This is a genomic window from Saccharicrinis aurantiacus (assembly GCF_001660705.2).
Classification (GTDB): domain Bacteria; phylum Bacteroidota; class Bacteroidia; order Bacteroidales; family Marinilabiliaceae; genus Saccharicrinis; species Saccharicrinis aurantiacus.
On sequence record NZ_LYBV02000026.1, the window covers coordinates 1 to 26,122 of the forward strand.

24 protein-coding genes are annotated in these 26,122 nt (G+C 34.2%); 6 read left to right on the forward strand and 18 right to left on the reverse strand.

Annotated features, from left to right (window positions below; all coding sequences use genetic code 11):
* The 3 genes from A8B35_RS10200 to A8B35_RS10210 all read right to left on the reverse strand — a co-directional run.
* Positions 1–529 (reverse strand): carboxypeptidase-like regulatory domain-containing protein (locus A8B35_RS10200; RefSeq protein ID WP_171973187.1); only part of this gene is annotated, 529 nt, incomplete at its 3' end.
* A 112-nt stretch (positions 530–641) separates the two neighbouring features.
* Complete coding sequence (locus A8B35_RS10205; protein ID WP_068472574.1) at positions 642–1,064, reverse strand: hypothetical protein; 423 nt, start codon at positions 1,062–1,064, stop codon at positions 642–644.
* Positions 1,065–1,285: 221 nt separating this feature from the next.
* Positions 1,286–2,044 (reverse strand): SDR family NAD(P)-dependent oxidoreductase, encoded by a 759-nt coding sequence (locus A8B35_RS10210; RefSeq protein WP_068472577.1) that lies wholly within the window; start codon positions 2,042–2,044, stop codon positions 1,286–1,288.
* Between the two features lie 152 nt (positions 2,045–2,196).
* Here A8B35_RS10210 and purL point away from each other — a divergent pair, with 152 nt between their 5' ends.
* The 3 genes from purL to porT all read left to right on the forward strand — a co-directional run bounded on the left by purL (position 2,197) and on the right by porT (position 6,054).
* Positions 2,197–4,419, forward strand: a complete 2,223-nt coding sequence (purL, locus tag A8B35_RS10215) for a phosphoribosylformylglycinamidine synthase subunit PurL (RefSeq protein WP_068472580.1) — start codon at positions 2,197–2,199, stop codon at positions 4,417–4,419.
* Positions 4,420–4,555: 136 nt separating this feature from the next.
* Positions 4,556–5,287, forward strand: coding sequence for a bifunctional demethylmenaquinone methyltransferase/2-methoxy-6-polyprenyl-1,4-benzoquinol methylase UbiE (ubiE, locus tag A8B35_RS10220; RefSeq protein ID WP_068472581.1), 732 nt, complete (start codon positions 4,556–4,558; stop codon positions 5,285–5,287).
* A gap of 53 nt (positions 5,288–5,340) precedes the next feature.
* Positions 5,341–6,054 carry a type IX secretion/gliding motility protein PorT/SprT gene (gene porT, locus A8B35_RS10225; RefSeq protein WP_068472585.1) on the forward strand — a complete coding sequence of 238 codons (714 nt, stop codon included), beginning with the start codon at positions 5,341–5,343 and terminating at the stop codon, positions 6,052–6,054.
* A 55-nt stretch (positions 6,055–6,109) separates the two neighbouring features.
* Here porT and A8B35_RS10230 read toward each other — a convergent pair whose 3' ends face one another.
* Positions 6,110–6,946, reverse strand: coding sequence for a CvfB family protein (locus A8B35_RS10230; protein WP_068472587.1), 837 nt, complete (start codon positions 6,944–6,946; stop codon positions 6,110–6,112).
* Positions 6,947–7,077: 131 nt separating this feature from the next.
* On the opposite strand from A8B35_RS10230, the gene A8B35_RS10235 reads away from it, so the two are divergent.
* The gene (locus tag A8B35_RS10235; RefSeq protein ID WP_068472588.1) at positions 7,078–8,205 is read left to right on the forward strand and encodes a hypothetical protein; all 1,128 of its coding nucleotides are present in this window, start codon (positions 7,078–7,080) and stop codon (positions 8,203–8,205) included.
* 41 nt (positions 8,206–8,246) lie between these two features.
* Here A8B35_RS10235 and A8B35_RS10240 read toward each other — a convergent pair whose 3' ends face one another.
* Positions 8,247–9,095: an HAD-IIA family hydrolase gene (locus A8B35_RS10240; protein WP_068473059.1), complete on the reverse strand. Its 849-nt coding sequence runs from the start codon at positions 9,093–9,095 to the stop codon at positions 8,247–8,249.
* 212 nt (positions 9,096–9,307) lie between these two features.
* Between A8B35_RS10240 and A8B35_RS10245 the strand changes: the two genes are divergently transcribed.
* Positions 9,308–10,924, forward strand: coding sequence for an ABC-F family ATP-binding cassette domain-containing protein (locus tag A8B35_RS10245; protein ID WP_068472589.1), 1,617 nt, complete (start codon positions 9,308–9,310; stop codon positions 10,922–10,924).
* A gap of 57 nt (positions 10,925–10,981) precedes the next feature.
* On the opposite strand, the gene A8B35_RS10250 is transcribed toward A8B35_RS10245, so the two are convergent.
* Together A8B35_RS10250 and A8B35_RS10255 are read right to left on the reverse strand one after the other, a co-directional pair.
* Positions 10,982–11,254 carry a DNA-binding protein gene (locus tag A8B35_RS10250; protein WP_068472590.1) on the reverse strand — a complete coding sequence of 91 codons (273 nt, stop codon included), beginning with the start codon at positions 11,252–11,254 and terminating at the stop codon, positions 10,982–10,984.
* A 90-nt stretch (positions 11,255–11,344) separates the two neighbouring features.
* A complete protein-coding gene (locus A8B35_RS10255) occupies positions 11,345–12,037 on the reverse strand; it encodes a phosphatase PAP2 family protein (protein ID WP_068472591.1) in 693 nt (230 codons plus the stop codon).
* A gap of 106 nt (positions 12,038–12,143) precedes the next feature.
* Here A8B35_RS10255 and A8B35_RS10260 point away from each other — a divergent pair, with 106 nt between their 5' ends.
* Positions 12,144–13,121: a diacylglycerol/lipid kinase family protein gene (locus A8B35_RS10260; RefSeq protein ID WP_068472594.1), complete on the forward strand. Its 978-nt coding sequence runs from the start codon at positions 12,144–12,146 to the stop codon at positions 13,119–13,121.
* 30 nt (positions 13,122–13,151) lie between these two features.
* Here the strand turns inward: A8B35_RS10260 and yidC are convergent, their stop codons facing one another.
* The 11 genes from yidC to hemC all read right to left on the reverse strand — a co-directional run bounded on the left by yidC (position 13,152) and on the right by hemC (position 26,115).
* Entirely contained in the window at positions 13,152–15,008 is a 1,857-nt protein-coding gene (yidC, locus tag A8B35_RS10265) for a membrane protein insertase YidC (RefSeq protein ID WP_068472595.1), read from the reverse strand.
* A gap of 29 nt (positions 15,009–15,037) precedes the next feature.
* Positions 15,038–16,648 (reverse strand): CTP synthase, encoded by a 1,611-nt coding sequence (locus tag A8B35_RS10270; protein WP_068472596.1) that lies wholly within the window; start codon positions 16,646–16,648, stop codon positions 15,038–15,040.
* Between the two features lie 107 nt (positions 16,649–16,755).
* Positions 16,756–17,754: a ferrochelatase gene (hemH, locus tag A8B35_RS10275; RefSeq protein ID WP_068472597.1), complete on the reverse strand. Its 999-nt coding sequence runs from the start codon at positions 17,752–17,754 to the stop codon at positions 16,756–16,758.
* Between the two features lie 5 nt (positions 17,755–17,759).
* A complete protein-coding gene (gene hemG, locus A8B35_RS10280) occupies positions 17,760–19,127 on the reverse strand; it encodes a protoporphyrinogen oxidase (RefSeq protein WP_068472599.1) in 1,368 nt (455 codons plus the stop codon).
* A 9-nt stretch (positions 19,128–19,136) separates the two neighbouring features.
* On the reverse strand, positions 19,137–20,516 hold the full coding sequence (hemN, locus tag A8B35_RS10285; RefSeq protein WP_068472600.1) for an oxygen-independent coproporphyrinogen III oxidase: 1,380 nt from the start codon (positions 20,514–20,516) through the stop codon (positions 19,137–19,139).
* A 61-nt stretch (positions 20,517–20,577) separates the two neighbouring features.
* Positions 20,578–20,904: a DUF6787 family protein gene (locus tag A8B35_RS10290; RefSeq protein ID WP_068472604.1), complete on the reverse strand. Its 327-nt coding sequence runs from the start codon at positions 20,902–20,904 to the stop codon at positions 20,578–20,580.
* Positions 20,905–20,920: 16 nt separating this feature from the next.
* A complete protein-coding gene (gene hemE, locus A8B35_RS10295) occupies positions 20,921–21,952 on the reverse strand; it encodes a uroporphyrinogen decarboxylase (RefSeq protein ID WP_068472606.1) in 1,032 nt (343 codons plus the stop codon).
* 109 nt (positions 21,953–22,061) lie between these two features.
* On the reverse strand, positions 22,062–23,354 hold the full coding sequence (hemL, locus tag A8B35_RS10300) for a glutamate-1-semialdehyde 2,1-aminomutase (protein WP_068472608.1): 1,293 nt from the start codon (positions 23,352–23,354) through the stop codon (positions 22,062–22,064).
* Between the two features lie 75 nt (positions 23,355–23,429).
* Positions 23,430–24,398 carry a porphobilinogen synthase gene (gene hemB / locus A8B35_RS10305; RefSeq protein WP_068472609.1) on the reverse strand — a complete coding sequence of 323 codons (969 nt, stop codon included), beginning with the start codon at positions 24,396–24,398 and terminating at the stop codon, positions 23,430–23,432.
* 5 nt (positions 24,399–24,403) lie between these two features.
* Positions 24,404–25,183, reverse strand: a complete 780-nt coding sequence (locus A8B35_RS10310; RefSeq protein ID WP_068472611.1) for a uroporphyrinogen-III synthase — start codon at positions 25,181–25,183, stop codon at positions 24,404–24,406.
* Entirely contained in the window at positions 25,183–26,115 is a 933-nt protein-coding gene (gene hemC, locus A8B35_RS10315; RefSeq protein WP_068472612.1) for a hydroxymethylbilane synthase, read from the reverse strand. Before hemC ends, A8B35_RS10310 begins: the two co-directional genes overlap by 1 nt.
* Between the last annotated feature and the right edge of the window lie 7 nt (positions 26,116–26,122).

Genomic DNA, 26,122 nt, shown 5'->3' on the forward strand with positions numbered 1-26,122 from the left:
AACCTGCCAACAAACCATCAATTACAGTGCGGGTTTCGTATGCTTCACCTCCTCTTACTAACAGCCTTCCATCATCGTTTGCTGGTTGAGTTCCTGGTAATGTGGTTATGGCACCAATAGCATCTCCAACAGCACCTGCAGTTGTATAAATATCTAATGGTTTAAGAACAGAAGCTTTGCTCTCATCGCCAGCGGCAAAATTCCCTGCAGTTATGGTTACTGCATCAATACTATTTATATTCTCCTTGAGTACAATAAGTAATTTGCTTGTTTTATCAGGTTCAATTTCTTGTTCAAATCTAGTATAACCTAAAAAACGGGCTATTATTATTGTATTTTCAGAATTGGTTTCAATGTGAAAATTACCTTCCAAATCACTTGCTGATCCATCATAAGTATCTTTGAAATATATGTTTACTCCAGTTAAAGGCTTACCTTTTTTATCAACTACAGTTCCAATTACTTTTGTTTGAGACGATATTACAAAACAAAAGCTAAAAAGGTAGATAATAATAATTGTTGTTTTCATTACGTTTAGTGTTTAAGAACAATTCAAAATTGGCTTAACAAAACGTAACAAGAAAAATAGCTTTACTGAGTTGTTGTTTTATTGGGATGAGTGGTAATTATTCATCAATAATTTATCGTAGGGAATCTAAATTACTTTTAAGTTGATCAATTTCAATGTGGCTTGATAAGTGTGATTGAGCAGCCTCAATTGTAGAAATGATATGTGGAGTTACTTTTGAGTTTTTAATGAGTTTGCTGTATAGCGTAGTTATAACAACCTCGTTGGGTTTGTTGGTTAAATAAATTGAATTGCGATATGCATCTAGTTTAGGATCTATATCAAGAAAATTTGAGATGCGATTAAGTTCTTTTAAATTGATATTCAGGTGACAAGTCTGCATATCAACTATTGAATCATAGTCAACCGAATAGTTAGGATGGCTTATTATTTCCTCAACTGATTGTAAAATACTATCAATTGTAATTGTTCCTTTATAAACAATATATAATATTTTACTTTCAGTATCTATTTTATAGTTGATGTAACCAAACATGTTTTATCAGAATAAGAGGGTTATTAAAATGTATTTTTGCCTATTTATTTGTCATAAGACGAATTATTGCTTTGATAGTTACATAATTAGTGAAGTTTTATTTGAAGAGTAGTATTTTGTAGATTAATGATTCAAAACTAAAGCTTAATCTTGTTAGTGATTAAATATTAGGCACTAACAAATAATATGCTGTGCCTAATATTTTGTATTGTAAGGATGTTTTATTTACGATATATATTTGTTGCATCGGCTTGCTGCGTTGGCATTATTAGCATGTCGTTGATATTTACATGGGCCGGACGAGTTACTATATATTCTATCGCATCTGCAATATCTTCAGCTAAAAGTGCATCAACTCCATTGTAAACATTGTTTGCTTTTTCTTGATCCCCACCAAATCTAACTAATGAAAATTCGGTATCAACCATACCAGGAGATACTGATGAAACTTTTATATTATGCGGTAGTAAATCAATTCTCATTCCTTTAGTAATTGCATTTACAGCATGCTTAGTCGCACTATAAACGCTGCCTCCAGGATAGGTTTGTATTCCTGCAATGGATGATATATTTACAATATGACCTTGTTTACGACTCACCATTTCTTTAATAATCTCTTTAGATAGAAATAATAGTCCAGTTATATTGGTATCAATCATTTGTTTCCACTTAGTCCAATCAGCCTGATCAACAGTTTCGGTACCCGATGCTAAGCCAGCATTATTGATTAAAATATCTATTTTGCTCCATTTTTCGCCTAGTGTATTTAATGCTGCAGTAGTTTCTTCTTCATTTCTAATATCAAAGGCAAGAGCTTTTGTATGGATACCAAATTCACTTTGTAGCAAGTTGGAGAATTGATCTAATCTTTCCTTTCTGCGTCCGGTTATTATCAGATTATACTTTAGTTTAGCTAATACCTTAGCAGTTGCCATGCCAATGCCCGAAGTTGCGCCAGTTATAAGTGCTATTTTGTTCATTTACTAAATTTTATTGAGTAATTAATTCTGTTACAAATTTACAATCAGATAAGTAAAGTTGACTACGTATTCTTCGTAAATTTTTATTTACTTTATGGGAGTGATTTCTATTTGGCGATTGAGCAATCTATCGTTACTTAATATTCAATACCATGGGACAGGAAAATATAGCAAGTGAAATTAACCTAACAGCCACTGAACAAGATCTTATATTTGAAATTTTAAAAAGAGAACCCAATTCTCTCGAATTAGAGATGTTTTCCCGTTTGTGGAGTGAGCATGCATCCTATAAAAACTCAATGAAATGGCTACAAATGATGCCTACATCGGGTGATAAGGTAGTTGTTAAGGCTGGTGATGAAAAAGCCGGAGCTATTGATATTGGTGACGGATATGCTTGTGTTTTTAAAATGGAATCCCATAATCACCCCTGTTCTTTTCAACCTCGATTGGGAGCTTTAACGGGTATGCGTGTTGTAACACGAGACGTGTTTGCCATGGGAGCAAAACCTGTTGCATTGCTCGATTCATTGCGTTTCGGAGAGGCAAACAGAGATACTGCACGTTGGTTATTTAATGAAGTTATAGGTGGAATTAGTGAATTTGAGAAAACAATGCGTTTGCCGGTTGTTGGGGGCGAGGTTGTTTTTAATAAAGCATTTAACTCAAGTCCCATTGTTAATAATATGGCAATTGGAATTGCAAAAAAGGATGAGTTAATTTCGGGTACTGCAAGCGGCTTGGGTAACCTTATTTTAATAGTAGGTGCATTAACCGGAAATGAAGGTATTGATGGCGACACTTTTTCAGCAGATTATATTTCCAATACAGAGCAAGACTCCTTTGGAATTGAACAAATGCTCGATTCAACAGTAGAAGGAAACCTGATTAATGCGATTAAAGAACTAAAAGAAGAAGGTAAAGTAATTGGGATTCAAACTATAGGTGCTGCGGGTATTGCCGGAGCAGCAACCGAAATGGCTTCTCGTGGTAATGTCGGTATTACTATAAATTGTGATAAAGTTCCAACTCGTAACGAAAATATGGGATGCAGAGATGTCCTGTTTTCAGAAACGTGGGGCCGAATTTTAGTTTGTATCGATAAGGATAATCTGGCACAGATTCAAGGGTTATTGTCTCCAAAACAGTTGTCATTTGCTGTAGTAGGTGAGGTTGTTAAAGGTGAAAACCTTATTTGTTTAAATAATAATGATGTTGTTGCAGATATTCCAACTAGCTATGTTGGTTTGGGAGGCAAATCACCTATTTATGAAAGAGAGGTAAAAGAGCCAGAATCTAATAATATAAAAGCTCTTAATATTGAGGATATTCCTGAGCCAGAGGATTATCAAAAAGTGATTGCGGAGATGCTGAAGAATATTAATTTATCATCAAAAGAAAGTTTGATGGATTTATTTGATCCATCATTGCAGCATGAATCCTTTAATAATAGTTTTCCTTCAGATGCAGCTTATGTACATATTGAAGAAATTGATAAAACATTAGCCATTTCAATCGATAGTAATTCTAATTATCTTGAGGCAGATCCTTTTGTGGGAGCGCAGATTGCAGTAGCAGAAGCTGCACGTAATATTATATGCGGAGGAGGTGTTCCATTAGCTGTAACTGATTGTTTAAATTTTGGAAATCCATATGATCCTGAAGTATTTTGGCAATTTACAAAATCAGTAGAAGGGTTATCAGACGCATGTGAGAAGTTTAATACACCTATTGTAAGTGGAAATGTAAGTTTCTACAATCAAAAATCTGTTGAAGGCAGAATAACCGCAATTACACCATCACCAATAGTTGGAATGCTTGGTTTAGTTGAGTCAAAAGATCATCATTCAGTTTTACCATTTAAGCATAAAGGTGATGTGATATGTTTAATCGGGGAATCTAAAGATGATATTAATGCCTCAGAATATTTAATTTACTATCATAAGCAAAAAAGTCATGCTGCACCATATTTTAATATGGAAGAAGAATTAGAATTACACGAAATTGTGAAACAAGTAATTCGTAAGAGGTTAGTTCGTTCGGTTCATGATGTTTCAGCGGGTGGATTATTTTTTAATCTTTTAGAATCGGCAGCGCCACTTGGCTTTGGATTTGATATTACAAGCGATGCTGAAATCAGAAAAGATTCATTCCTATTTGGAGAATCTCAAGGTAGGGTAGTGGTTTCTGTAGCACCAAGTTTACAAGATGATTTTGTTGATTTTATGCTTGAAACCGAAACAAAGTTTTCAGTGCTTGGTCATGTAACTAAAGGTGAGGTAAGAATTGATGATGAATCGTTTGGTTTCATTGATGATATAAAATCGGAATATTCAAATTCTTTTAAAGATTGGATGAATAACGAAGACGTTTAATTGCAATATAATAGAAAGATATATTAAAGACTTGCTATTTGTCCACCTAGGTATAAATATGCCGGTCTTTTTAAATTTATTCGCAATTGTAAAATTCTATTGTATTTTTGCCCCTGTAAATTATTAAAATGCAACAATGTCGGTAACTCCATATAAAACGTCTGAAGAGGGAAAGAAAAAGCAAATAGAATCAATGTTTGATAACATTGCTCCTAAATACGATTTTCTAAATCATTTATTATCATTTGGTATTGATAAAATATGGAGGAGGAGAGCTATTGGCTTGTTAAAAAATATTCCTTCTCCCGTATTGCTTGATATTGCTACAGGTACCGGAGATTTAGCTATTGCCGCAATGAAACTAAAACCAAGTAAAATTGTAGGTTTAGATTTATCTGCAGAAATGCTAAAGGTAGGTCAGGAGAAAATCGAAAAGTTGAACCTTACAGATACCATTTCCTTAGTGCATGGCGATTCTGAAAATTTACCTTTAAGTGATAATCAGTTTGATGCTGCTACAGTTGCCTTTGGTGTACGTAATTTCGAGAATTTAAATAAAGGCTTAACTGAAATTTGCAGGGTTTTAAAGCCAGGAGCCAAGTTTGTTGTACTTGAGTTTTCTAATCCATCTTCATTTCCTTTTAAGCACATCTATCAATTCTATTCTAGTAAAATATTACCATGGTGGGGCGGCTTGTTTTCTAAAGATAAAGCAGCGTACGAATATTTGCCAGAATCTGTTGCAGCATTTCCTGAAGGACAGGCTTTCGTAAAAGAACTTGAAGCTAGTGGTTTTACTTCGTTAAAAGTATGGAAACAAACTTTTGGAGTGGCTACAATTTATTTTTCTGAGAAGAAAGTACAATAAAACATAATATTCAGAGTTTTATATTTAGTATTGATTGATAAAAAATATTTGAATTGAAGCATTTAATTATAGTATTCTTTTTAGTGTCTTTGGGTTTAGGTACAAATGCCCAATCATCAAAGAAAAAGGTTGTGCCAAACCTTGTCACATTCGATCAAAAAAGACTGCACTTTGGTTTTTTAATAGGTGTGAATACTATGGATTTTACCATTCATCATTCTGGTGCTTCAACTCCCGAAAATGGTAATAATCCACTATATGCCTCAGTTGAAAGTTTAACTCCGGGTATAAATCTGGGTATTGTAAGTAGTTTACGGTTAAATCAGAATTTTAACCTAAGGGTTCTTCCAGGTATAAGTTTTGGACAGAGAAATCTTTCTTATATTGATGAAAATAAAGTTGAGAAAGAAGACGACCTTCAAATTAAATCTACCTTTATTGAGATGCCTATTTTGATTAAGTATAGCTCATCACGTATAAAAAACTACAAGCCATATTTAGTAGCAGGTATAAATCCACGATACGATTTGGCAAAAAGTAAGCAGGACGGTTTGGCTCTTAATAAAATGGATTTATACTACGAAATAGGGTTTGGTATCGATTCGTACTTAAATTACTTTAAACTAACTACTGAATTCAAGATATCAATCGGTATGTTTGATGTATTAAACCATGAGGGTACAGGCGATATGGTAGACTTACCATATACACAAGCAATTGATAAACTTACTTCAAATATTTTTCAGCTTACCTTCTATTTTGAATAAAAAATGCCAAGATTGTTAAACCTTGGCATAATGTATTTTATAAATAAAATATAGCTTATTTTACTAACCTTATTCCTCCATCTTCAATGGTAATAATTCGTTGTTTGTAAAGTGCTCCAATCGCTTTCTTAAAACTCTTTTTGCTGATACCAAACATTCTTGAAATCTCATCGGCAGGACTTTTGTCCGTTACAAGCATAAAACCATCTTCTGATTTTAGTTTGTTTAAAATATCCTGAGAAATTCCATCAACTTTTTGATAGCCTGGTTTCTCAAGGCTTAAGTCAATTTTGTCGTCTTCTCTAACTTTTTTAATATAGGCTTTTACCTTTTCGCCTTTGTGTATATCTCTAAATACTTCATTATGATAAAGCATCCCAGAGTGGGTACCATTAATAATAGCTTTATAACCAAGGTCTGTTTCCTGAAATATCATGATATCTACCTCTTGGCCTTCTTCATATTCAGGCGGTAAATTATCTAAATACTTTTCAACTTTAGACGACGCTGCAATACGGCCACTTTCATCATCTAAATAAATATAAACAGGATAGTATTTCCCTTCCTCAATATCTAATTTTTGCTCTCTAAATGGTACTAATAAATCTTTAGGCAAGCCCCAGTCTAAAAAGGCACCTACTTTACCTACAGATATGGCTTTTAAATAGGCAAATTCTCCAACAATAGCATGTGGCATTTCAGTAGTAGCAATTAGTCTATCTTCAGAATCTAAGTATAGAAAAACCTCTAATTCTTCATCTACTGTACAATTAATAGGTACATATCTTCTTGGAAGTAAAATTTCGCCTAGTTCTTCCCCTCCATCAAGGTATAGCCCAAAATCTAAATCCTTTACAACCTTTAAAACATTATAATTACCTACTTCTACCATCGTACTCTATATATTTATTTGCTGCAAAGATATACAAAACATTGAGTAAATTTACTTTGTTATCATAACGGCACTGTTATTGTTACCGGAATTTTGTAAATTTCTATACTAAACTAAATAACATAAAAACGATGCATCATTTAAAACTTATTTTATCCCTAATCATTCTATTCTCAGTATCCTCGTGCTCTTTATTAAATATTGCTATTGAATCAGATGTTGTTCCTCTGCCAAAAAGAGAACTTAATACACGTATGGCTGTCCGATCTTTTTATCATGACTTTTCTGGGAAAGTAATATTGGCTGCGGATTCTATCTATCAAGTATCAGAAGATGTTGAAATAAAAGGACGTGCTTTAAAATGGAAGATGAGTGCAACAGGGGCAGCAGCAAGTGCAGCCTATCAAACGGTACCACAAGTTTCGTTGGTTGATACTTGGTTGCTTTGTTTACAAATGGAAGATTATTTTAATAGTAGTTATGGTGATACTATTTTTCATACAAATACACATTTGGCGAGTGAGGTTTCTGCAGAATTGAGTAAGGAAATTAGCTTAGTTGCAAAATCGCTTTATGGCAAAGAGTTTAAAGATCTAGAGTCTTTTGTAAATCAATATGCGAAAGAACATGCGGTGCACGAAATGTTTTTTCCTAGAGAGAATATCATGCCTAGTTTAGCAGAGTATCTTGAAATTCCAGATACCAGCTATGTTGAAACAGTAGGTTCTGCTGCTGAAGTGATGAATGATTTTACAGATCGCTTAAGCGGATATAATACACAAATAGGCAATCAACTAAATTGGCAAAAAGATTTATTTACCCTAAAATGGGAGAATGACAGCTTAAGCGAGAAATATCTTGAGAAAGCAGATTCTTTATCTGCAACAATAAATAGGTTGGCAATTATTGCACAAGAATCACCCGAAATGTTAGGTATAGTTGCAGAGCGTATGCGCGAGGAATTAACGCCTCTTATTTATCAGATGAATAATGGTATGGAAACGTCGATAATGCAACTTTCTCAAGAGCGTGACTCCTTACAAAAGTTTATTCATGAGCAACGTGCAATTTTGGTGGAAGATATGAATGCTACAGGTGCTAACCTTATAAAGGAGACCACAGAAAATGTTGGTAAAATGATTCGATCAGTATCGTGGGTATTAATCATTTTAGTGCTTGTATTAGCGGGCGTAATGTTTGGAATTCCATTTTTTGCAGGTTACCTTTTAGCTAAGGCTAGATTTAAAAAGAAAGAATAAGATCAATATAAAGCTCAGGCCATAAACCTGAGCTTAATTTTTTAGTCTAATACCGAGTTGCAAATATAATTCGGATGTATATTTTTATCTTTAATCAACTTTTCTGCTTGATTGGCTAGCGTACTACCCGATAGAACAAGTACAGTGTCAATGCCAAAATTATTGGCTCCAATAATATCAGTATCTAAAGTATCCCCAACCATTACAATATCTCGTTTTTCAATCTTTTGCTTTGCATTAACCATATTAAAGCCAAATTGAAAGATGCTTTCAAAGGGTTTTCCAAATTTAAAAAACTTGCGATCAGAAACAGCTTCAAACATGTTTGCCAAACTACCAATTGCAATAGCAGTATCTTTATCGTTAACCGGATAAATTAAATCGGGGTTAGCCACAATCACAGGAATGTTAGTTGATCTAATAGCATTTAAGGTACAATTAATACCTTGTTTAAAATCATATCCACTATCATCAAATAACATGATAGCTCCTAACTCGGCATAATTATATTCAGAGTCTTCCTCTATTTTTACAGGAATTAACTCAGCATTTTTTATATAGAATTCTGAGCTTTTTCTACCTAAGTATGCTACTTTATTTCCTGGACTAATGTTTTCTTTTAAGAATGATTCAGCCATCATAGCAGAAGATACTATATTCTCAGCTTTAATTGTATCAATACCTTCTTTGTGATATGCTTCAGCTAGTAATTCAGGAGAGCGTGAGGCATCGTTTGTAATAATGTAAAACTGAATGTTCTCTTCTAAAAGAAAATCCAACATTTCCTTAACACCTTCAATTGCACCGTTATGTTTTTTAAGCACACCATAGGCGTCAAAAAACACAACTTTATAATTTAATACTACATCTTTAAATTTCTGTAATTTCATATTGCTAAGAATAAAATTTGTTTGGCAAACATAGTTAAGTAAATATTTATTTGCCATTAAGCCTGTTAATAATTAGGGATATTTTCAATAAACATTAAAAAATCATCATTATTAAACATTAGTTAACAAATAAGAAGAGGTAATGTAAGGTTTGGTGAATTTAAATAATTAATTTTGCGCTCCTTTTTAGATATAAAGCAAAACATATACAAATGATTACAGTATCGAATTTAAGAATTCAGTTTGGTAAAAGAATACTTTTCCAGGATGTTAACCTAAAATTTCTTCAGGGTAACTGTTATGGTATTATTGGGGCTAATGGTGCTGGTAAGTCAACTTTATTACGTATTCTAAGTGGTACTCTTGATTCAACAGGAGGAACAGTAGTGTACGGACCAAGTGAGCGCTTATCGGTACTGAAGCAAGACCACCATGAGTTTGATGAGCAAACCGTTTTAGATACGGTATTAATGGGTCATCAACCTTTGTGGGATGTAATGCATGAGAAAAATGCGTTGTATGCCAAAGAAGATTTTTCGGATGCAGACGGTATAAAAGCTTCTGAATTAGAAGAGAAATTTGCTGAAATGGATGGTTGGAATGCAGAAAGTGATGCAGCCAATTTATTAAGTGGTTTAGGTATTAAAGAAGACCTACACTATTCGCAAATGGAAACTTTACCTGGTAAGGTAAAAGTAAAAGTTCTTTTGGCGCGTGCCTTATTTGGTAAGCCAGAAAACTTGTTGTTGGATGAGCCAACTAATGATTTAGATTTAGAATCGGTACAATGGTTAGAGAATTACCTTTCTAATTTCGAAAATACTGTTTTGGTAGTATCCCATGACCGTCACTTCTTAGATGCCATTTGTACGCATACTGTTGATATTGATTTTGGTAAAGTTAAATTGTTCTCAGGTAACTACAGTTTCTGGTATGAGTCAAGTCAATTAGCATTGCGTCAGCAGCAACAACAGAACAAAAAAGCAGAAGAAAAGAAGAAAGAACTCCAAGAGTTTATTTCTCGTTTTAGCGCGAATGTTGCTAAGAGTAAGCAAACAACTAGTCGTAAAAAAATGCTTGAGAAACTTAATGTAGACGATATTGAACCTTCTACACGTAAGTATCCAGCATTGATTTTTACTCCAGAAAGAGATCCAGGTAATACAATATTAGAGGTGCGTAATTTAAGTAAAACCGTTGAGGGGAAAACTTTATTTAAAGATGTATCTTTTAATGTTGAGAAAGATGATAAAATCGTTTTCTTATCAAAAGATCCTAGAGCGATGACTGCTTTCTTTGAGATTATTAATGATCATGAAAAACCAGAGACAGGTGAGTATCGTTGGGGACAAACAATTACTACAGCATATTTACCAGTAGATAACTCAGAGTTTTTTAATAACGATTTAAATCTTACTGATTGGTTAGCTCAATTTTCTAGCGATACCACAGAAATGTTCTTAAGAGGTTATTTAGGTAAAATGTTATTTTCAGGAGAAGAAATCTTCAAAAAGAGTAGTGTTTTATCAGGGGGAGAGAAAATGCGTTGTATGATATCTCGTATGATGCTTAGGAATGCTAATACAATGATTTTAGATACTCCAACTAACCACCTAGACTTAGAATCAATTCAGGCATTTAATGAGAAATTAACGCAGTTTAAAGGCATTGTTTTGTTTTCTAGTCATGACCATGAGTTTATTCAAACAGTATCTAATCGTATTATCGAGTTAACTCCTAATGGAATTATCGATAAGCAAATGGATTACGATGATTATATTTCGGATGAAGCTTTAAAAGCGAAGCGAGAAAAAATGTATCAAGAATAATATTATATTTATTTATACTAAAAAAGGGCTGAATTTCAGCCCTTTTTTTATTGGTTCTTAGTTGTACTCATAAACTTTTTTCTTACCCTCTAAAATGTCTTTGGCAAGTTGTAAAATTGTTGTGTCGTCTAGTTCAACAATACCACCATCAGGTCCGGGTTCAATGTGAAACCCTACACTTCTGCCTTGGCGATAATTATACCCTCCAAAATAGTTCCGCACTGTTTCTACGTTTAATTCCAAATCATTAGCGATAGTTCGCATGCTGCCAATAGGTAGACTGTCTTTTAGCTTTCTTAACTGGTTAAAAGTGATTGTTGTAGTACTCATAAGCCATCTGATTTTAAAATTTGAAGTCCCATTAATTTAAGAAAAACAAATTGCAATTAAAACAGATTTAACATTTAAGTAATTTCTAGGTTAGATTAAAACTTTAGAGGAAAGTAAAATTATTGCGAAACTAATGATACCCGCAAATACAATCTGCAAAATATCTTTACATTGAAACTGTTCAGCTACCCCACGTTTTAAACCTTTACCATTGAAAAAAGTAAGTCTTATAAATCGAGGCGTTAAAGTAATGTATATTTTGTATACAATTAATGCGATAATGCTTCCTAATAGTAAACCTCCTAATACATCGCCTGGGAAATGAACACCTAAGTATATACGTGAATACGATATTATTAAAGCCCAAATAAATATAAATGCTGAGAAAACTTTGTTTCTGAATACTAAGGATGTAAAAACTGCTATTCCCATTGTGTTAGCTGCATGTGAAGATACAAAGCCATACGTACCACCTCTGTATCCATTTACAATTTTTACAAAATCTTGTAATAACGGGTCATGAGTTGGGCGGAAGCGAGCTATTGTTGGTTTTAAAAATCCAGACGATACTCTATCACACAGCACAATTAAAATGATTATAGCAATAACAGAAATCCAACTTTGATATTTTTGGTTTTTTATAATGGTATATAATATCATTACATATAAAGGTATCCAAACAGTTGTGCTAGATATAATCCACATAAAATTGTCCCAAAAATCTGTGTGGAAGTAATTTAAGAATAATAATAATTGACTGTCTAAATCAAGTAATGCTTGCATTCTCTAATATTTAAAGTATTTAATATAAATCTATTATTGAAAAATCATCAGTGTTAAATTTCTCACTACATTTGTTACCGACAATGATACAAAACTTACGTGTTATATGATGAATAGGTTACTATTTCTTATAAATCCTGTTTCAGGAATTGGGAAGCAGCGTACAATTGAGAAATTAATTGAATCAGAATTAGACAAAAATAAGGTACAAGCAGATGTGGCCTACACTCAATACAAAGGACATGCCAGAGAACTTTCGGCCGGAGCTGTTGATGATTATGATGTAGTTGTTGCCGTTGGAGGAGATGGAACTGTAAACGAGGTTGCATCTCGTTTAGTAGGGACAGATACCGCCTTAGCTATTATTCCGGCCGGTTCAGGTAATGGTTTAGCTCGTTACCTCCAAATACCTTTACGTGCACAAAAGGCGGTTCAGGCTTTAAATTATATAAATCTTCGGAAGATAGATACCCTAAAAGTGAATCAGTTTTGCTCAGTAAATGTTGCAGGTGTTGGTTTTGATGCTCATATAAGTCATAGTTTTGAAGGGCGAAAGTTACGGGGGCCATTGAGTTATGCACAGCTAGTTTCTGCTGAATTTGCAAAGTACAAAACCAACTTTTTTAAAGTTACTATAGATAACGAAAAGAGCTTTAAAGATGTATTTCTAATAAGCTTTGCTAATTCATCGCAATATGGAAATAACGTTTATATTGCCCCTAATGCTAAAATTGATGATGGCTTAGTTGATGTATGTGTTATAAATCGTTTTCCTAAAATAATTGCAGGTGCTATATTGTTAACCTTGTTTGGTAAAACAATGGAGCAAAACGATTTTGAGGAGATAACTAAAGCCAAGCATATTGAAATAGAAAGTGATGATGAGATAAAAGGACATATAGATGGAGAACCGGTAATGCTAGGAAAAAAGGCTATTGTTAAAGTAGTTCCGTTATCATTAAATGTGGTGGTACCTCCTAAGCACTTAGTGGATAGATGGACAGATCCTTTTGTAGAATTTATCCCGAATATTGAAGATTTTGTAAACGAGTATATATTAAACAAAAAAAAGGAAGACCAATAGTCTTCCTTTTTTTGTATAGAGTAAATAATATTACTTTTTCTTTTGAGCAGCTTTAGCTTTTTGTTGTTGCTTAGCCATCTCTTCTAGTCTGGCTTGAAAACCTGATTTCTTTTTCTGAGGTTTCTTTTGATTCGCATTTAGTTTTGCTAAAATAGCTTCTTCATCAACAAAACGTCTAATTAATACGGTTTGGAGAATAGTAATTAACGTTGAGATGAAATAGTAATAACTTAAACCAGCAGCGTAGTTATTAAAGATGAATAAGAACATAATAGGCATCATATACATCATGCTTTTCATTCCAGGCATCTGACTTGTAGATGCTGTCATCTCTTGATTCATCTTAGTGTAAACAATATTAGTTACTGCCATTAATAATGTAAACAAACTAATATGGTTACCGTAGAAGCTACTAATTAATGGGATGTTTGTGGTCCACTCAAAAATTGAATCGTAGGTAGATAAATCGGTTGCCCATAAAAAGCTTTCTCCTCTTAATTCAATTGAGGCAGGGAAGAAGCGGAACATGGCAAACAAAATAGGCATTTGTAATAACATTGGTAAACATCCGCCAAGTGGGCTAACACCAGCTTTACGATATAGCCCCATTGTGGCTTGTTGACGCTCCATAGCTTTATCAGCAGGTATCTTCTCGTTAATGGCATCTATTTGAGGTTTTAAAACTCTCATTTTAGCGGATGACATATACGATTTATATGTAAGAGGGAATAAGGCTACCTTAATTAATAAAGTTAAAATTAAGATTATTAATCCATAACTTGCAATTGAGCCTTCTAACCAATTAAATACTGGGATAACAACAAAACGGTTGATCCAACCGAAAATACCCCAACCTAGAGGAATCATTTTGTGTAGCTCAATGTCCTTGTACTTTCTAAGCGTTAAATAATGGTTTGGACCATAATAAAACTGAAAATCTTGAGAACTTTCAATGCCACCTTCATAAGGTATTACTAATGATGATTTGTTAGTAGAAATAACTTGAGATCCTTCTATATCATTTACCACTGCAGCAACAGACCCACTTGTAAACTTATCTTTTGCAATAAATACAGAAGCAAAAAACTGATCTTTGTAGGCTACCCACTTTAAAGGTGTACGAATTTCTTCTTCTCCTGATTTTCCTTGTATTTCATCAATATCATCTTGATCATATTTAAAGAAAATACCTGAGTTTTGAAGTTCATTTTTTCTACCCTTTTCTTGAGCGAAAACATTAACTTTCCAATCAAAGTCTAAACTACCTCTATTGGTTTGAATAATACCATCCATATTTTTCTGAGACATGGTCATATCAATCATATATGAATCCTCAGGCAATGAATATGTAAAGGTCAATTCTTGATCATCTGCTGTTTGCAACGCGTAAGCAATAGATGTTTTAGAACTTGAATTTAACTTATTGAAAAATAAGTTATTTGTGTTGAATGGTTTATTGTTATGGTAAAAGTTAAAACCAAATGTATTGTTTTCACCATCAAATAAAATTAATGGTTTTTCATCATAGGTTTTAAAATCTTTTAATTCAACAGAATAAACTTTACCACCTTTATTAGAGAAAGTAATTTTAACCAAATTATTTTCTAAAGTAGAAAACTCAGTTTCTCCTTTTATCGCATTTGAAAAAGAACCAAATTTCGCTTTTAATTCTTCATCACTGGTTGTGTCAGCAATTGATTCTGTAATTTTATCAGCAATTGGCAATGCGTCTTTTGCAGCTTCTTTTTCTTGTAAAGCGGCAATTTGATTTTGTCTGTTAAGTTCTCGCTGTTTGGCAAGTTCTTCTTCACTAGGCTTATTCATCCACCAAAATACTCCGAGTATTAAGGTTATAAGTACTAGTCCTGTAACGGAATTTTTATCCATTTCTTAGTGAAATTTTATTAAGAATTAGCTTATTTCTTTTGTTGTTTGATTGCAGCCTCTATAAATGCCATAAAAATTGGATGTGGCTTTAATACTGTACTGCTGTATTCAGGGTGAAACTGTACCCCGGTGAACCAATCTAGTTCTGGAATTTCTACAATTTCCACTAAATCAGTATCAGGGTTAGTTCCTGATGCAATCATACCATTTGATTCGAATTGCTCTATATAATCATTATTGAATTCGTAACGATGGCGATGACGCTCTGAAGTTTCATTCCCTTCGTATGCTTTATAGGCATTGGTATCATCTTTAAGCTTACAAGCATAGGCTCCTAAACGCATTGTACCACCCATATCAGATACATTTTTCTGATCTTCCATTAAATCAATAACCGGAAATTGTGTTGAGTGATCCATCTCGGTAGAATTTGCCTTGTTAAGGTTGGCAACATTACGTGCAAATTCAATAACTGCACATTGCATACCTAAGCAAATACCTAAGAAAATCTTATTGTTCTCACGTGCATATTTAACCGCAGATAACTTTCCTTCAATACCTCTGCTTCCAAACCCTGGAGCTACTAAAACAGCATCCATAGCTTCAAGTTTGCTAGCTGCATTTTCGTTAGTAATTTCTTCAGAGTGTATTAAATGAATTTTAGCTTTTCTATCGTTATAGGTGCTCGCGTGAATTAATGCTTCAATAATTGACTTATAAGCATCAGCTAACTCAACATATTTACCAACAATACCAACGTTAATTATTTCGGTGGCATTTTTCATCTTGTCAAGGTAGTTTTTCCAAAGTTTTAAATCAGGCTTCTTGCTAATTGGTAAGTCCAACTTCTCAAGAACAATTTCATCTAAACCTTCTTCCTGCATTTTAACAGGTACCTCGTATATGGTTGAAACATCAATTGATTGTATTACAGCACGTGGGTTTACATTACAGAATAATGCAACTTTACGTCTGATATCGCTACCCAATTCCTTCTCTGTTCGTAAAACTAATACATCAGGCTGAACTCCAGCTTCTAATAATGTTTTTACAGAGTGTTGAGTAGGTTTCGTTTTTAATTCGCCAGAAGCATTTAAGAAAGGAACCAAGGTTAAGTGTATAACCATTGCTCTATTTCCTAATTCCCATTTTAACTGACGCACAGCCTCAACATATGGAAGTGATTCTATATCACCTACAGTACCACCAATCTCAGTTATTACAACATCAAATTTGTGCTTTGTGCCCAATAATTTAATGTTACGTTTAATTTCGTCGGTGATATGTGGTATAATTTGAACGGTTTTTCCTAAGAAGTCGCCTTTTCGTTCTTTATTAATTACATTTTGATATATTCTACCTGTAGTAACATTATTTGCTTGCGATGTAGGAGTATTTAAGAAACGCTCATAGTGACCTAGATCTAGATCAGTCTCAGCACCATCTTCAGTTACATAACATTCTCCGTGCTCGTAGGGGTTTAAGGTACCTGGGTCAATATTCAAATATGGGTCAAGTTTTTGAATAGTTACTTTATAGCCTCTCGACTGCAATAATTTTGCCAATGAAGCTGAAATAATTCCTTTTCCCAATGATGAGGCAACACCTCCTGTAACAAATATATACCTAGTATTCGGCATGTACTTTTTATTTTATATTAAACCAAAAAAATCAAAGCGCAAAGGTATAAAAAATATAGTGTTTGTGGGGATATTAGTTTAAAAGTTTGTTAACGAAACTTTTATTCTTAGTTAATAATATTGGTAATGGCTTTTACCCAATGATCTGAATCGTTAAGACTTTCTACTAGCGTGAGCTTTTCGCCACCAGCCTTTAGGAAATCTTGTTCGTATTCATATGATATTTCAACTATGGTTTCTAAACAATCGGTTACAAATGCTGGAGCAACTACAAGAATCTTCTTTTTTCCATCCGCAAGTAGCTTCATCAGTAATTCATCAGTAAATGGAGTTAACCAGTTTTTTGATAAACGCGATTGAAATGATACAGAGTAATTTTTTGAATCGATGTTAGAAGCAGCGGCTAATAAACGTGTAGTCTGGTAACAGGTTGCTTTATAGCATTTACTGCCATAATCAGGCATCTGTTTCTCACATATACATTGAGCTCCGCTGTGTTGCGGGTGTAATTTTTCAACCTGGCGAATAGGTAGGCCATGATAGCTAAATATTACATGGTCATAACTATTCGGTTGCTTTGCTAAAATATTAGTTGTGAAAGCCTCAATAAATTTAGGATGATTATAAAATTGATCGACAAAAGATATATCCGCTTCAATTTTTAGCTTCTTAGATAGGCTTTCAATATTCTTTATTGTTGATAAAGTTGTTGATGTTGCATATTGCGGATACATGGGAAGTACCTTAATTTCAGTATGCTTATTTTTTTTAATTTCAAGTAAAGCCTTTTCAACACTTGGATTACCATAACGCATTGCAGAGTATACTGTATACTCACCCTTTGAATGGTGATTAAGTTTATCGCGTAAGCTATTTTGATGGTATAAAAGTGGAGAACCTTTACTAGTCCATAATCGTTTGTATAATTCTGTAGAATTATTTAATCTGAAAGGGATTATTATTCCGTTAACCAATAATTTACGAGCTAACCACGGAATATCAATTACGTATTTATCGTTTAAAAAAGGCTTTAAAAAACGTTTTACTGAAGGTTTGTCTGGTCTATCTGGTGTACCAACATTTACTAATAATAATGCTTTTCTCATATTAACTAAGAGTTTTCAATAATTTGGATAGCAATGTCTTTGGCTTGTTTAATACGATCTGCCATACCTATACCATCTCTGATATTACCGGCAATTATTAATCCCGGATATAGCTTTTCTAATTCTTTAATTGTTTCGAAACGATGTTTTGAAGTTATTTCGTATTGAGGAATAGCGTGTTTGTACCTATTTATATGTATTAAATCAGGGTTTTCACTGGAATTTAGAGTTTCCCTAATTTCTTTCTTAACAATAGACGTCAACTCATCATCAGTCATTTCAAAAATATCAGGACGTCTAACACCTCCCATGAATACTGAAAGAAGTGCACCTTCTTCTGATTTTCTGCCTTTAAAAAGCGAACCCGTAAATAAAATACCTAAAGCATCACGTTTTTCAATGGTTGGGTTTAATCCTCCAAAAGCATTTAAAGGAATTCCTTGCCATTTTTTATAGCCGACAATTACTTGGCATACCTGAGCGTATTTTGTGTCGTTTATTGGTTTCATATTTTTATCAGAAATAAAAGAGAAAACCTTACTTAAAGCATAGCCACCAATTGTACTAATAACTCTTTGAGACGGAATTGTTTGAGAACGGTTTGGTGTTACAATAGTGCTGACATACTCAGGCTTCTGATAATCAATATTAACATTAGCTTCACTAATGATGTTCTCTTCACCAATTGCTTTCACTAGGGCTTTCACCAAATTAGATAAGCCACCCTCTGCCGAAAAAACCTTACCCGTAGCCTTTTTTTGAAGTTCTGTTTTAGGTTCCTTCTTCTTTTTGAAGCCACCTTTTATAAAACTGCCATACTTTTGTTCTAAGTTATACAACTTTGGCAATGCATATTTTGGAATTAAGGTTTCAGGATTACCTGCATAAATTCCGGATATAAATGGATTAACGGCATAGTTTAAAAAGCTATCACCCAAGCGTCGCCTAACCATATCCGCTAATGTTTCATTTGGGTTAGTTCCTCTGGGTTTGAATGGTTCGCTTAAAATACCAAGTTTATCTTTTCTTGAAAATAAAGGGGTTTTAAAAAAAGCTATTGGGTTTGATGGAAGCGAATTCCATTTGTTGTCTTTCCAAATCCAACGATTATTTGCTTGAGGATTTGCAATTTCAAGCGTTACGTCATTTTTTAAATCCTCAAATAATTGAACTGTTTCAGCATTGCTTAAAGTACCCGTATTAGGACCGATTTCAAAAGTAAAACCATCCTTTTTAATGGTTTGAATTACACCACCAATATGCTTGTTTTTATCAATCACCACAACAGACTTACCAGCTTTGGTAAGATAATAAGCCAACGTTAAGCCAGTTAATCCTGATCCAATAATTACAATATCTTTACGGGTATTCATATGCTGGGCTTATAATGATTTTGAATATTGTTTTTCGCTTTGTTTCAAGGCTGGATCAAATGCAGCTACAATGTTTCGTATAAAAACGGTACCTAATTCAGTAATATGAATTTCGTTTTCATCGTAGCTTAATAAATCATCCGCTTTGAAGCTTTCTAATACTTCTGCATTATAACCAACTGTTTGTTTTATTTTATCAGCTGATATATCTAATGATTCGCCAAGTTTATACCAATTGATATATTTATTACACATCAATTCATTAATTACTTCACGTATTATAATCTCGTGAGCTTTTACCTTGTAGCCCTTTTCAACAGGAAGAATACCTTTGTTAATTTGGCTTATATATTTAAATTGATCTTTTGTGTTTTGTGCATAACCTTCGGTTAATTGACCAATACTTGATACTCCAAAACCATAAACTTGTCCGGTAGTACGTTTGGTACAATATCCTTGAAAATTACGATGTAGTTTATGATCGTTTAAGGCAACGGCCAACTCATCTTCAGGAAGAGCATAGTGATCAAGTCCAATTGGAATGTAACCGCCATCTTTCATTAATTTATACGCGGTTAAAAACATTTCCATTTTTTCTTCAGCATTTGGCAATCCCTTTTTCTCAAGAATACGTTGGTGCGTTTTCATCCAAGGCACATGCGCATATGAGAATGTTACAATTCTATCGGGACGCATGGCAATTGCCTTTTTTATAGTTTCGCCAAAGCTTTCGGCATCTTGCTGAGGTAATCCATATATAAAGTCGAGGTTAACCGACATCTTTGGATCGTGCTTTTTCACGTATTGAATCAATTCATCAACAGGAAGTGCAGATGGTAAACGGTTTACGTTTCGAAGAATGTCAGGATCAAAATCCTGAATTCCGAAGCTAAAACGATTAAAACCAGCATCAAATAGCTGGTCCATATATTCCCATGTTAATAGTGCGGGGTTACATTCTATAGCAATCTCTGGGTTATCAATGAATTCAAAATTATCAAATAATAATTGATTCAATTCTTTTAAGAAAACCGAGTTAATTGCATTTGGAGTTCCTCCACCATAATGAATTTGAGTAACTTTTCTGCTTTTATCAATGTCCTTAATGGTTAGTCTGATCTCTTCCTTAACTGCATCAATATACTTTTTAACAGCATCGTCGTTTACCATTACAATGAAGTTACAGCCACAATAAAAACAGATTTGTTTACAAAACGGTATGTGAATATAGAATCCAATATGATTCGGGTCACTCAGGTTTGAAGCTGTAATTAATGAGGTGTAATCATCACCTGAAAAAGTATCGTTGAAATGATTTGCAGGTGGGTAACTCGTATATCGAGGTACCTGCACATTATATTTTTCTAATAGTTCGTTACTAACCTTCATCTTCTTTTGTGTTGTGTCAAAGTGTTATTAAATAAGTATGAAATATTAATCAATACTTATATTAAACCGTTTGATGATTTGTATCTTTTTCTGATTGGTTCAACTCTTTCTTTTTTCGCTTAAAGCGAGAAAAGCTTTTCTTTTGAAAATTATAGAAGAATCTGAACTGACCGCATAATGTACCAATAACAATTAACAGTATTTGGTAGTTTATAATAAACAGCGGAATCTTTATCCAAAGCGATAATTCAGTTTCAATTCCTAAAAGATTAAAAATAAAAGTTCGCACATATAGCGAGGCTGAACCAGCTGCGGAAAATACAAAGAGAATAACTACTAATTGAAAATTAGAGTTGATTCCCCATCGTGTTTTTAATGACTTTAACATTGAGTATAATTAGTATTTATCGTTTCCAATCGGCAGCTTTAATCCAATCGGCTAAAAACTTGGCATTTTCGTATGGGATATCCGGTAAAAATCCATGACCAAGATTGATTATCCAGTCGTGATTTTTACTACCAAAGTCTATGTATTGATTCAGTTTGTTTTCAATTGTTTTTTGATCGGCATAAAGTAAGCGAGGATCAATATTTCCTTGTAAGCCAATAGATGAATCAACCCACTTACGAGCAGTTTCCATTGGAGTTTGCCAATCAATACTTAAAAAGTCACACATGTCAGGGGTAATATCCTGAATACCCGCACCAATTCCTTTGGGGAAATAAATAAACGGTGTACCTGTTTCGCGCACTGCTTGAGCAATTTTTTTAACAGCAGGAATAAATAATTCTTGGTATAGATCCCATGGAATTAGACCTCCGTGCGTTTCGAATAGCTGAAATACCTTAATTCCATTTTTAACTTGCTCTTTGGCATAAATAATTGAAAGCTCAGTAATAGCTTCAACTATTTTTTTAACCATTTCCTTATTTTGGTATAGGTATGTAGTAGTAACCGGAAAATCTTTACTTCTTCCGATCCCTTCGAGCATATATGAAAGAACAGTTAATGGCGCTCCACAAAATCCGATTAATGGAATATGTGCAGGCTTTTTTGCCATAATCTGTTTAATTACCTCGTAAATGTATTGTAGCTTGTCGGGTTGAGGATTTAAAACCTCAAGTGGGTTAGCTCTTTCAGATAAAGGCACATCAAACTCGGGCCCTCTATCTGTAAATTCCAATCCCATTCCCATGGCATAGGGTATAACTAAAATATCCGAAAATAAAATAGCTGCATCAACACCCAAATCATTTATAGGAAGTAAAGTAACATCAGCTCCAAGCTCTGGCTTTTGCATCATTTCCCAGAAACTATGTTTTTCCTTTAGTTTCATGTATGAAGGAAGCACACGTCCTGCTTGTCGCATAAACCAAAATGGCGGACGTTCAGTTTTTTCTCCAGCTAATGTTTGTAATAATATAGAGTTACTCATCTATTTAAATTTTCTTCAATTTTAGAAAGGAGGTTATAAATAATACCCCCTTTCATTTAGTATGTATAAGCCTACCGTTATAGGTTAACCTATGTAAGCTTCAAATGTTTTATTGTAATTGTTTTAGTGCATCGAAGCTAGCTTCAATTGTTTTTTGTAAATCGGCCTCGCTATGGGCTATAGATACAAATCCTGCTTCAAATTGCGATGGGGCAGCATAAATACCCGCTTCTAATCCCAATTTAAAATATTTTGCATATAATTCTGTATCACAAGTCATCACATCACTAAAGTTTTTAACTTCTTTTTCTTTGGTAAAGAAAAGTGTGAACATTGCACCAACTTGATTTATTACAGCAGGGAAGCCTAATTTATCAAGATTACTTTGTAAGCCTTGTACATAAAAATTAGCTTTTTCCTCTAGCTTCGCATAAAAATCAGGTGTTTCGTTTAGGATGCGTAGCGTTGTTAAACCAGCTGCCATAGCCATTGGATTTCCGGATAAGGTACCGGCTTGGTAAACTGGGCCATTGGGAGCTAAGCAGTCCATTATTTCTTTTTTACCACCGTAAGCTCCAACGGGTAAACCACCACCTATAATTTTCCCTAAGGTTGTTAAATCAGGAGTGATACCAAAAAGTTCTTGAGCGCCACCTTTGGCAACTCTAAAACCAGTCATTACTTCATCAAAAATTAAAACAGTACCGTTGTCAGTACATGCTTTGCGTATACCCTTAATAAATTCATCGCTTGGGCGGATGACCCCCATATTACCTGTTACGGGTTCTAAGATTAGTGCCGCAATTTGGTTTGGATACTTTGTGAATAGATCTAAAACAGAATCCAAATCATTGTAACTAGCCATTAAAGTATCGCTTGCAGTTCCTTTAGTTACACCAGGTGAATTTGGAGTACCCAGCGTTAAGGCACCCGAACCTGCTTTAATTAAAAAACTATCGCCATGACCATGGTAACAGCCTTCAAATTTAATTACTAGGTCGCGTTTTGTGTAGCCTCGCGCCAAGCGTAAAGCACTCATTGTTGCTTCAGTACCTGAGTTTACCATACGAACGCTTTCAATAGAGGGAACCATTTCGCAAATTAAATTGGCCATTTCGGTTTCCATAAGGGTAGGGGCCCCAAAGCTAGTGCCGTTTAATACCGTTTGGTTTAAGGCTTCTACCACAGCAGGATGTGTGTGTCCTAGAATCATAGGTCCCCAAGAACCTACGTAATCAATATATTCGTTATCGTCAATGTCAGTTATCTTAGAGCCTGACGCACTTTTTATAAATAATGGGTTTCCTCCAACAGAATTAAAAGCACGTACTGGAGAATTTACTCCTCCTGGGATATGTTTTATTGCTTCGGCAAAAGCCGCTTTGCTATTTTGAGTATTCATTTTTTGCGATTTTTAAATTTTTAGATGAGAATAATGTTTAATCATTTGCTCTCATTTAAAATCTTGTGATTAAACCTATAATTTGTCCACAACATCTTGAGTGTGGTATGAAATAATAACATCAGAGCCTGCTCTTTTAATCGAAGTTAAAACTTCAAGCGTGATGCGTTCTTCATCAATCCAACCTTTTTCGGCAGCTGCTTTGATCATTGAGAATTCGCCACTTACGTTGTAGGCAGCAATTGGTATGTTAAATTCGTCTTTTACGCGTCTGATTATATCTAGGTAACTCAAGGCTGGTTTTACCATCACAATATCGGCCCCTTCAAAAATATCAAGCTCTACTTCACGGATAGCTTCGTTTGAATTGGCAGGGTCCATTTGGTAGGTTGCCCTATTTCCGAATTGAGGAGCACTTTCTGCAGCATCTCTAAATGGTCCATAAAAAGCTGAAGCGTATTTGGCGGAGTATGCCATAATTGGCATGTTTTTAAAGCTATTTTCATCTAGAGCGGCTCTAATAGCGGCTACTCTTCCGTCCATCATGTCGCTAGGTGCAATCATATCAACACCTGATTCAGCTAAAGAAACGGATTGTTTAGAAAGTGTGATTAATGTAGAGTCGTTATCAACATCACCATCGATAATAGTACCGCAATGTCCGTGTGTGGTATACTCGCAGTTACAAACATCAGCAACAATAAATAACTGGGGCACTGCTTTTTTAATAGCACGTGCAGCTTGTTGTACTATACCATTTTCTTGGCAAGCAACCAAACCATGCTCGTCTTTATGTTCAGGAATACCAAATAATAAGATTGATTGAACCCCTTTATTATATAGTCGTTTACATTCTTCAACCAATAAATCAACAGATAATTGATAGTTGCCAGGCATACTACTTATCGGATTTTTCACATTTTGTCCGTAGCGTACAAATAAAGGCATAATTAAATCGTCGCGAGTTAACTTAGTTTCGCGTATCATATTGCGAGTTACCTCAGTGCTTCGTAAGCGGCGTAATCGAGTTGTGGGAAACGACATAGTTGTTATATTTTAATGGTTGAATTGTTTTTGTAATAGTTTAATATGGCATCACACAAACCTTTGTTTGTTGGTGTGTCTGCCATTGCCAAAGGTTGATACCCCTTATTTATAGCTGCCTCTGTAGTTGTTTTGCCAATGCATACTAATTTTAAGTTGTTGGCTTTTGTTACCTTATTTAGGTTGTTAACTGCCGAGGGGCTTGCTGTGATGATTAAATCATATTCATCTTTCTCAATCCTATTAATTATAGAATTATCAATGCTCGATGGCATTGTGTTATGGTAAATATTTATTCGAGTCAACTCAATATTAGGATCGGTATTTTCTAAAATCTGGTTGGGAGAAAGATTGCCCGTTGGCCATAGTACTTTAATCGATTCCCCATTAATATACTTGTTGAAACGTACCGCAAAATCATAACCAGTTTTAGCATTAGCATCAAATGCGATATTAAAGCCAGCTTTTTTGATTTCCTCGGATGTACGGTATCCTATGGAAGTAATTTTAATTTTATTTAGAAGTGTTTTATAGTTGTCAAGTTTCTTAAAACAATCAAGAAAGAAATTAAATCCAAAAACACTAGTAAAGGCAATGTGCGAAAATGACTCAAAATTATTTAGCGCAGAATCAATATTGTTGTTTTGTGCTGCACTAAGTTCAATTAATGGAAATTGAATTAGTGTGCCACCTTCATTTTCTATAAGTTCAATCAAATCCTTGCTTCTATTTGCAGGCCTGGTTGAAATAATGGTTTTACCTTCTAATAATCTTTCTTTAATCATTATAAGTTTTCTCTTATTTGATTAAGAATAGTTGTTGCACCCAAATTAACCAATTTATTGGCAAGGTTTTCTCCAAGCTCTTTTGAATTTTCAATAGATGCTGTTGCACTCTCTTTTAGGTAACTTTTGCCATCTAAAGAAGCAACAAAACCTGTTAAGGTAATTTGGTCTCCCTTTACTGAACTATATGCTCCAACAGGAACCTGGCATCCACCTTCAAGAGTTCTCATAAATGCACGTTCGGCATCAACTTCTATCTCGGTTTCAGCATGATTTATTTGTTTTAATAGATCGTTTACTTGTGTATTGCTGCTAGCTGTTTCAATGGCAATTGCACCTTGAGCAACAGCAGGAATAAATTCTGTTGGATCTAAAATCTCAGTAATATGTTGGTCTAATTCTAATCTTTGAAGGCCTGCAGTAGCCATGATCATACCATCGCACAGGCCATCTTCCATTTTTTGTAAGCGAGTATTTACATTTCCTCTAATGTCAACAATTTTAACGTCCTTGTTTACTCTTCTGAGGTTAGCAATGCGTCTCAAGCTTGATGTTGCCACTGTATGTTCTGCAGTTAGTTCGCTAATTTTAAGACCATTTTTACTTACGAATGCATCTCTAAAATTTGCACGTTCTAATACTGCAGCTACCTTAAATTCGCTTGGTAATTGTGTAGGCAAATCTTTAAGGCTATGTACTGCTAAGTCAATTCCTCCATTAAGTAATTCAACTTCAAGTTCTTTTGTAAATAAACCTTTATCTCCAATTTTCGATAAGGCTACATCAAGTATCTTATCACCTTTGGTTTTGATGATTCTTACTTCGGTGCTGAAATTAGGAAATGCCTCGTTAAGTATATCTTGCACTTTGTGGGCTTGGTAAAGTGCTAGTTGACTACCACGAGTACCTATAATTATTTTATTGTCTGTCATTTTATCT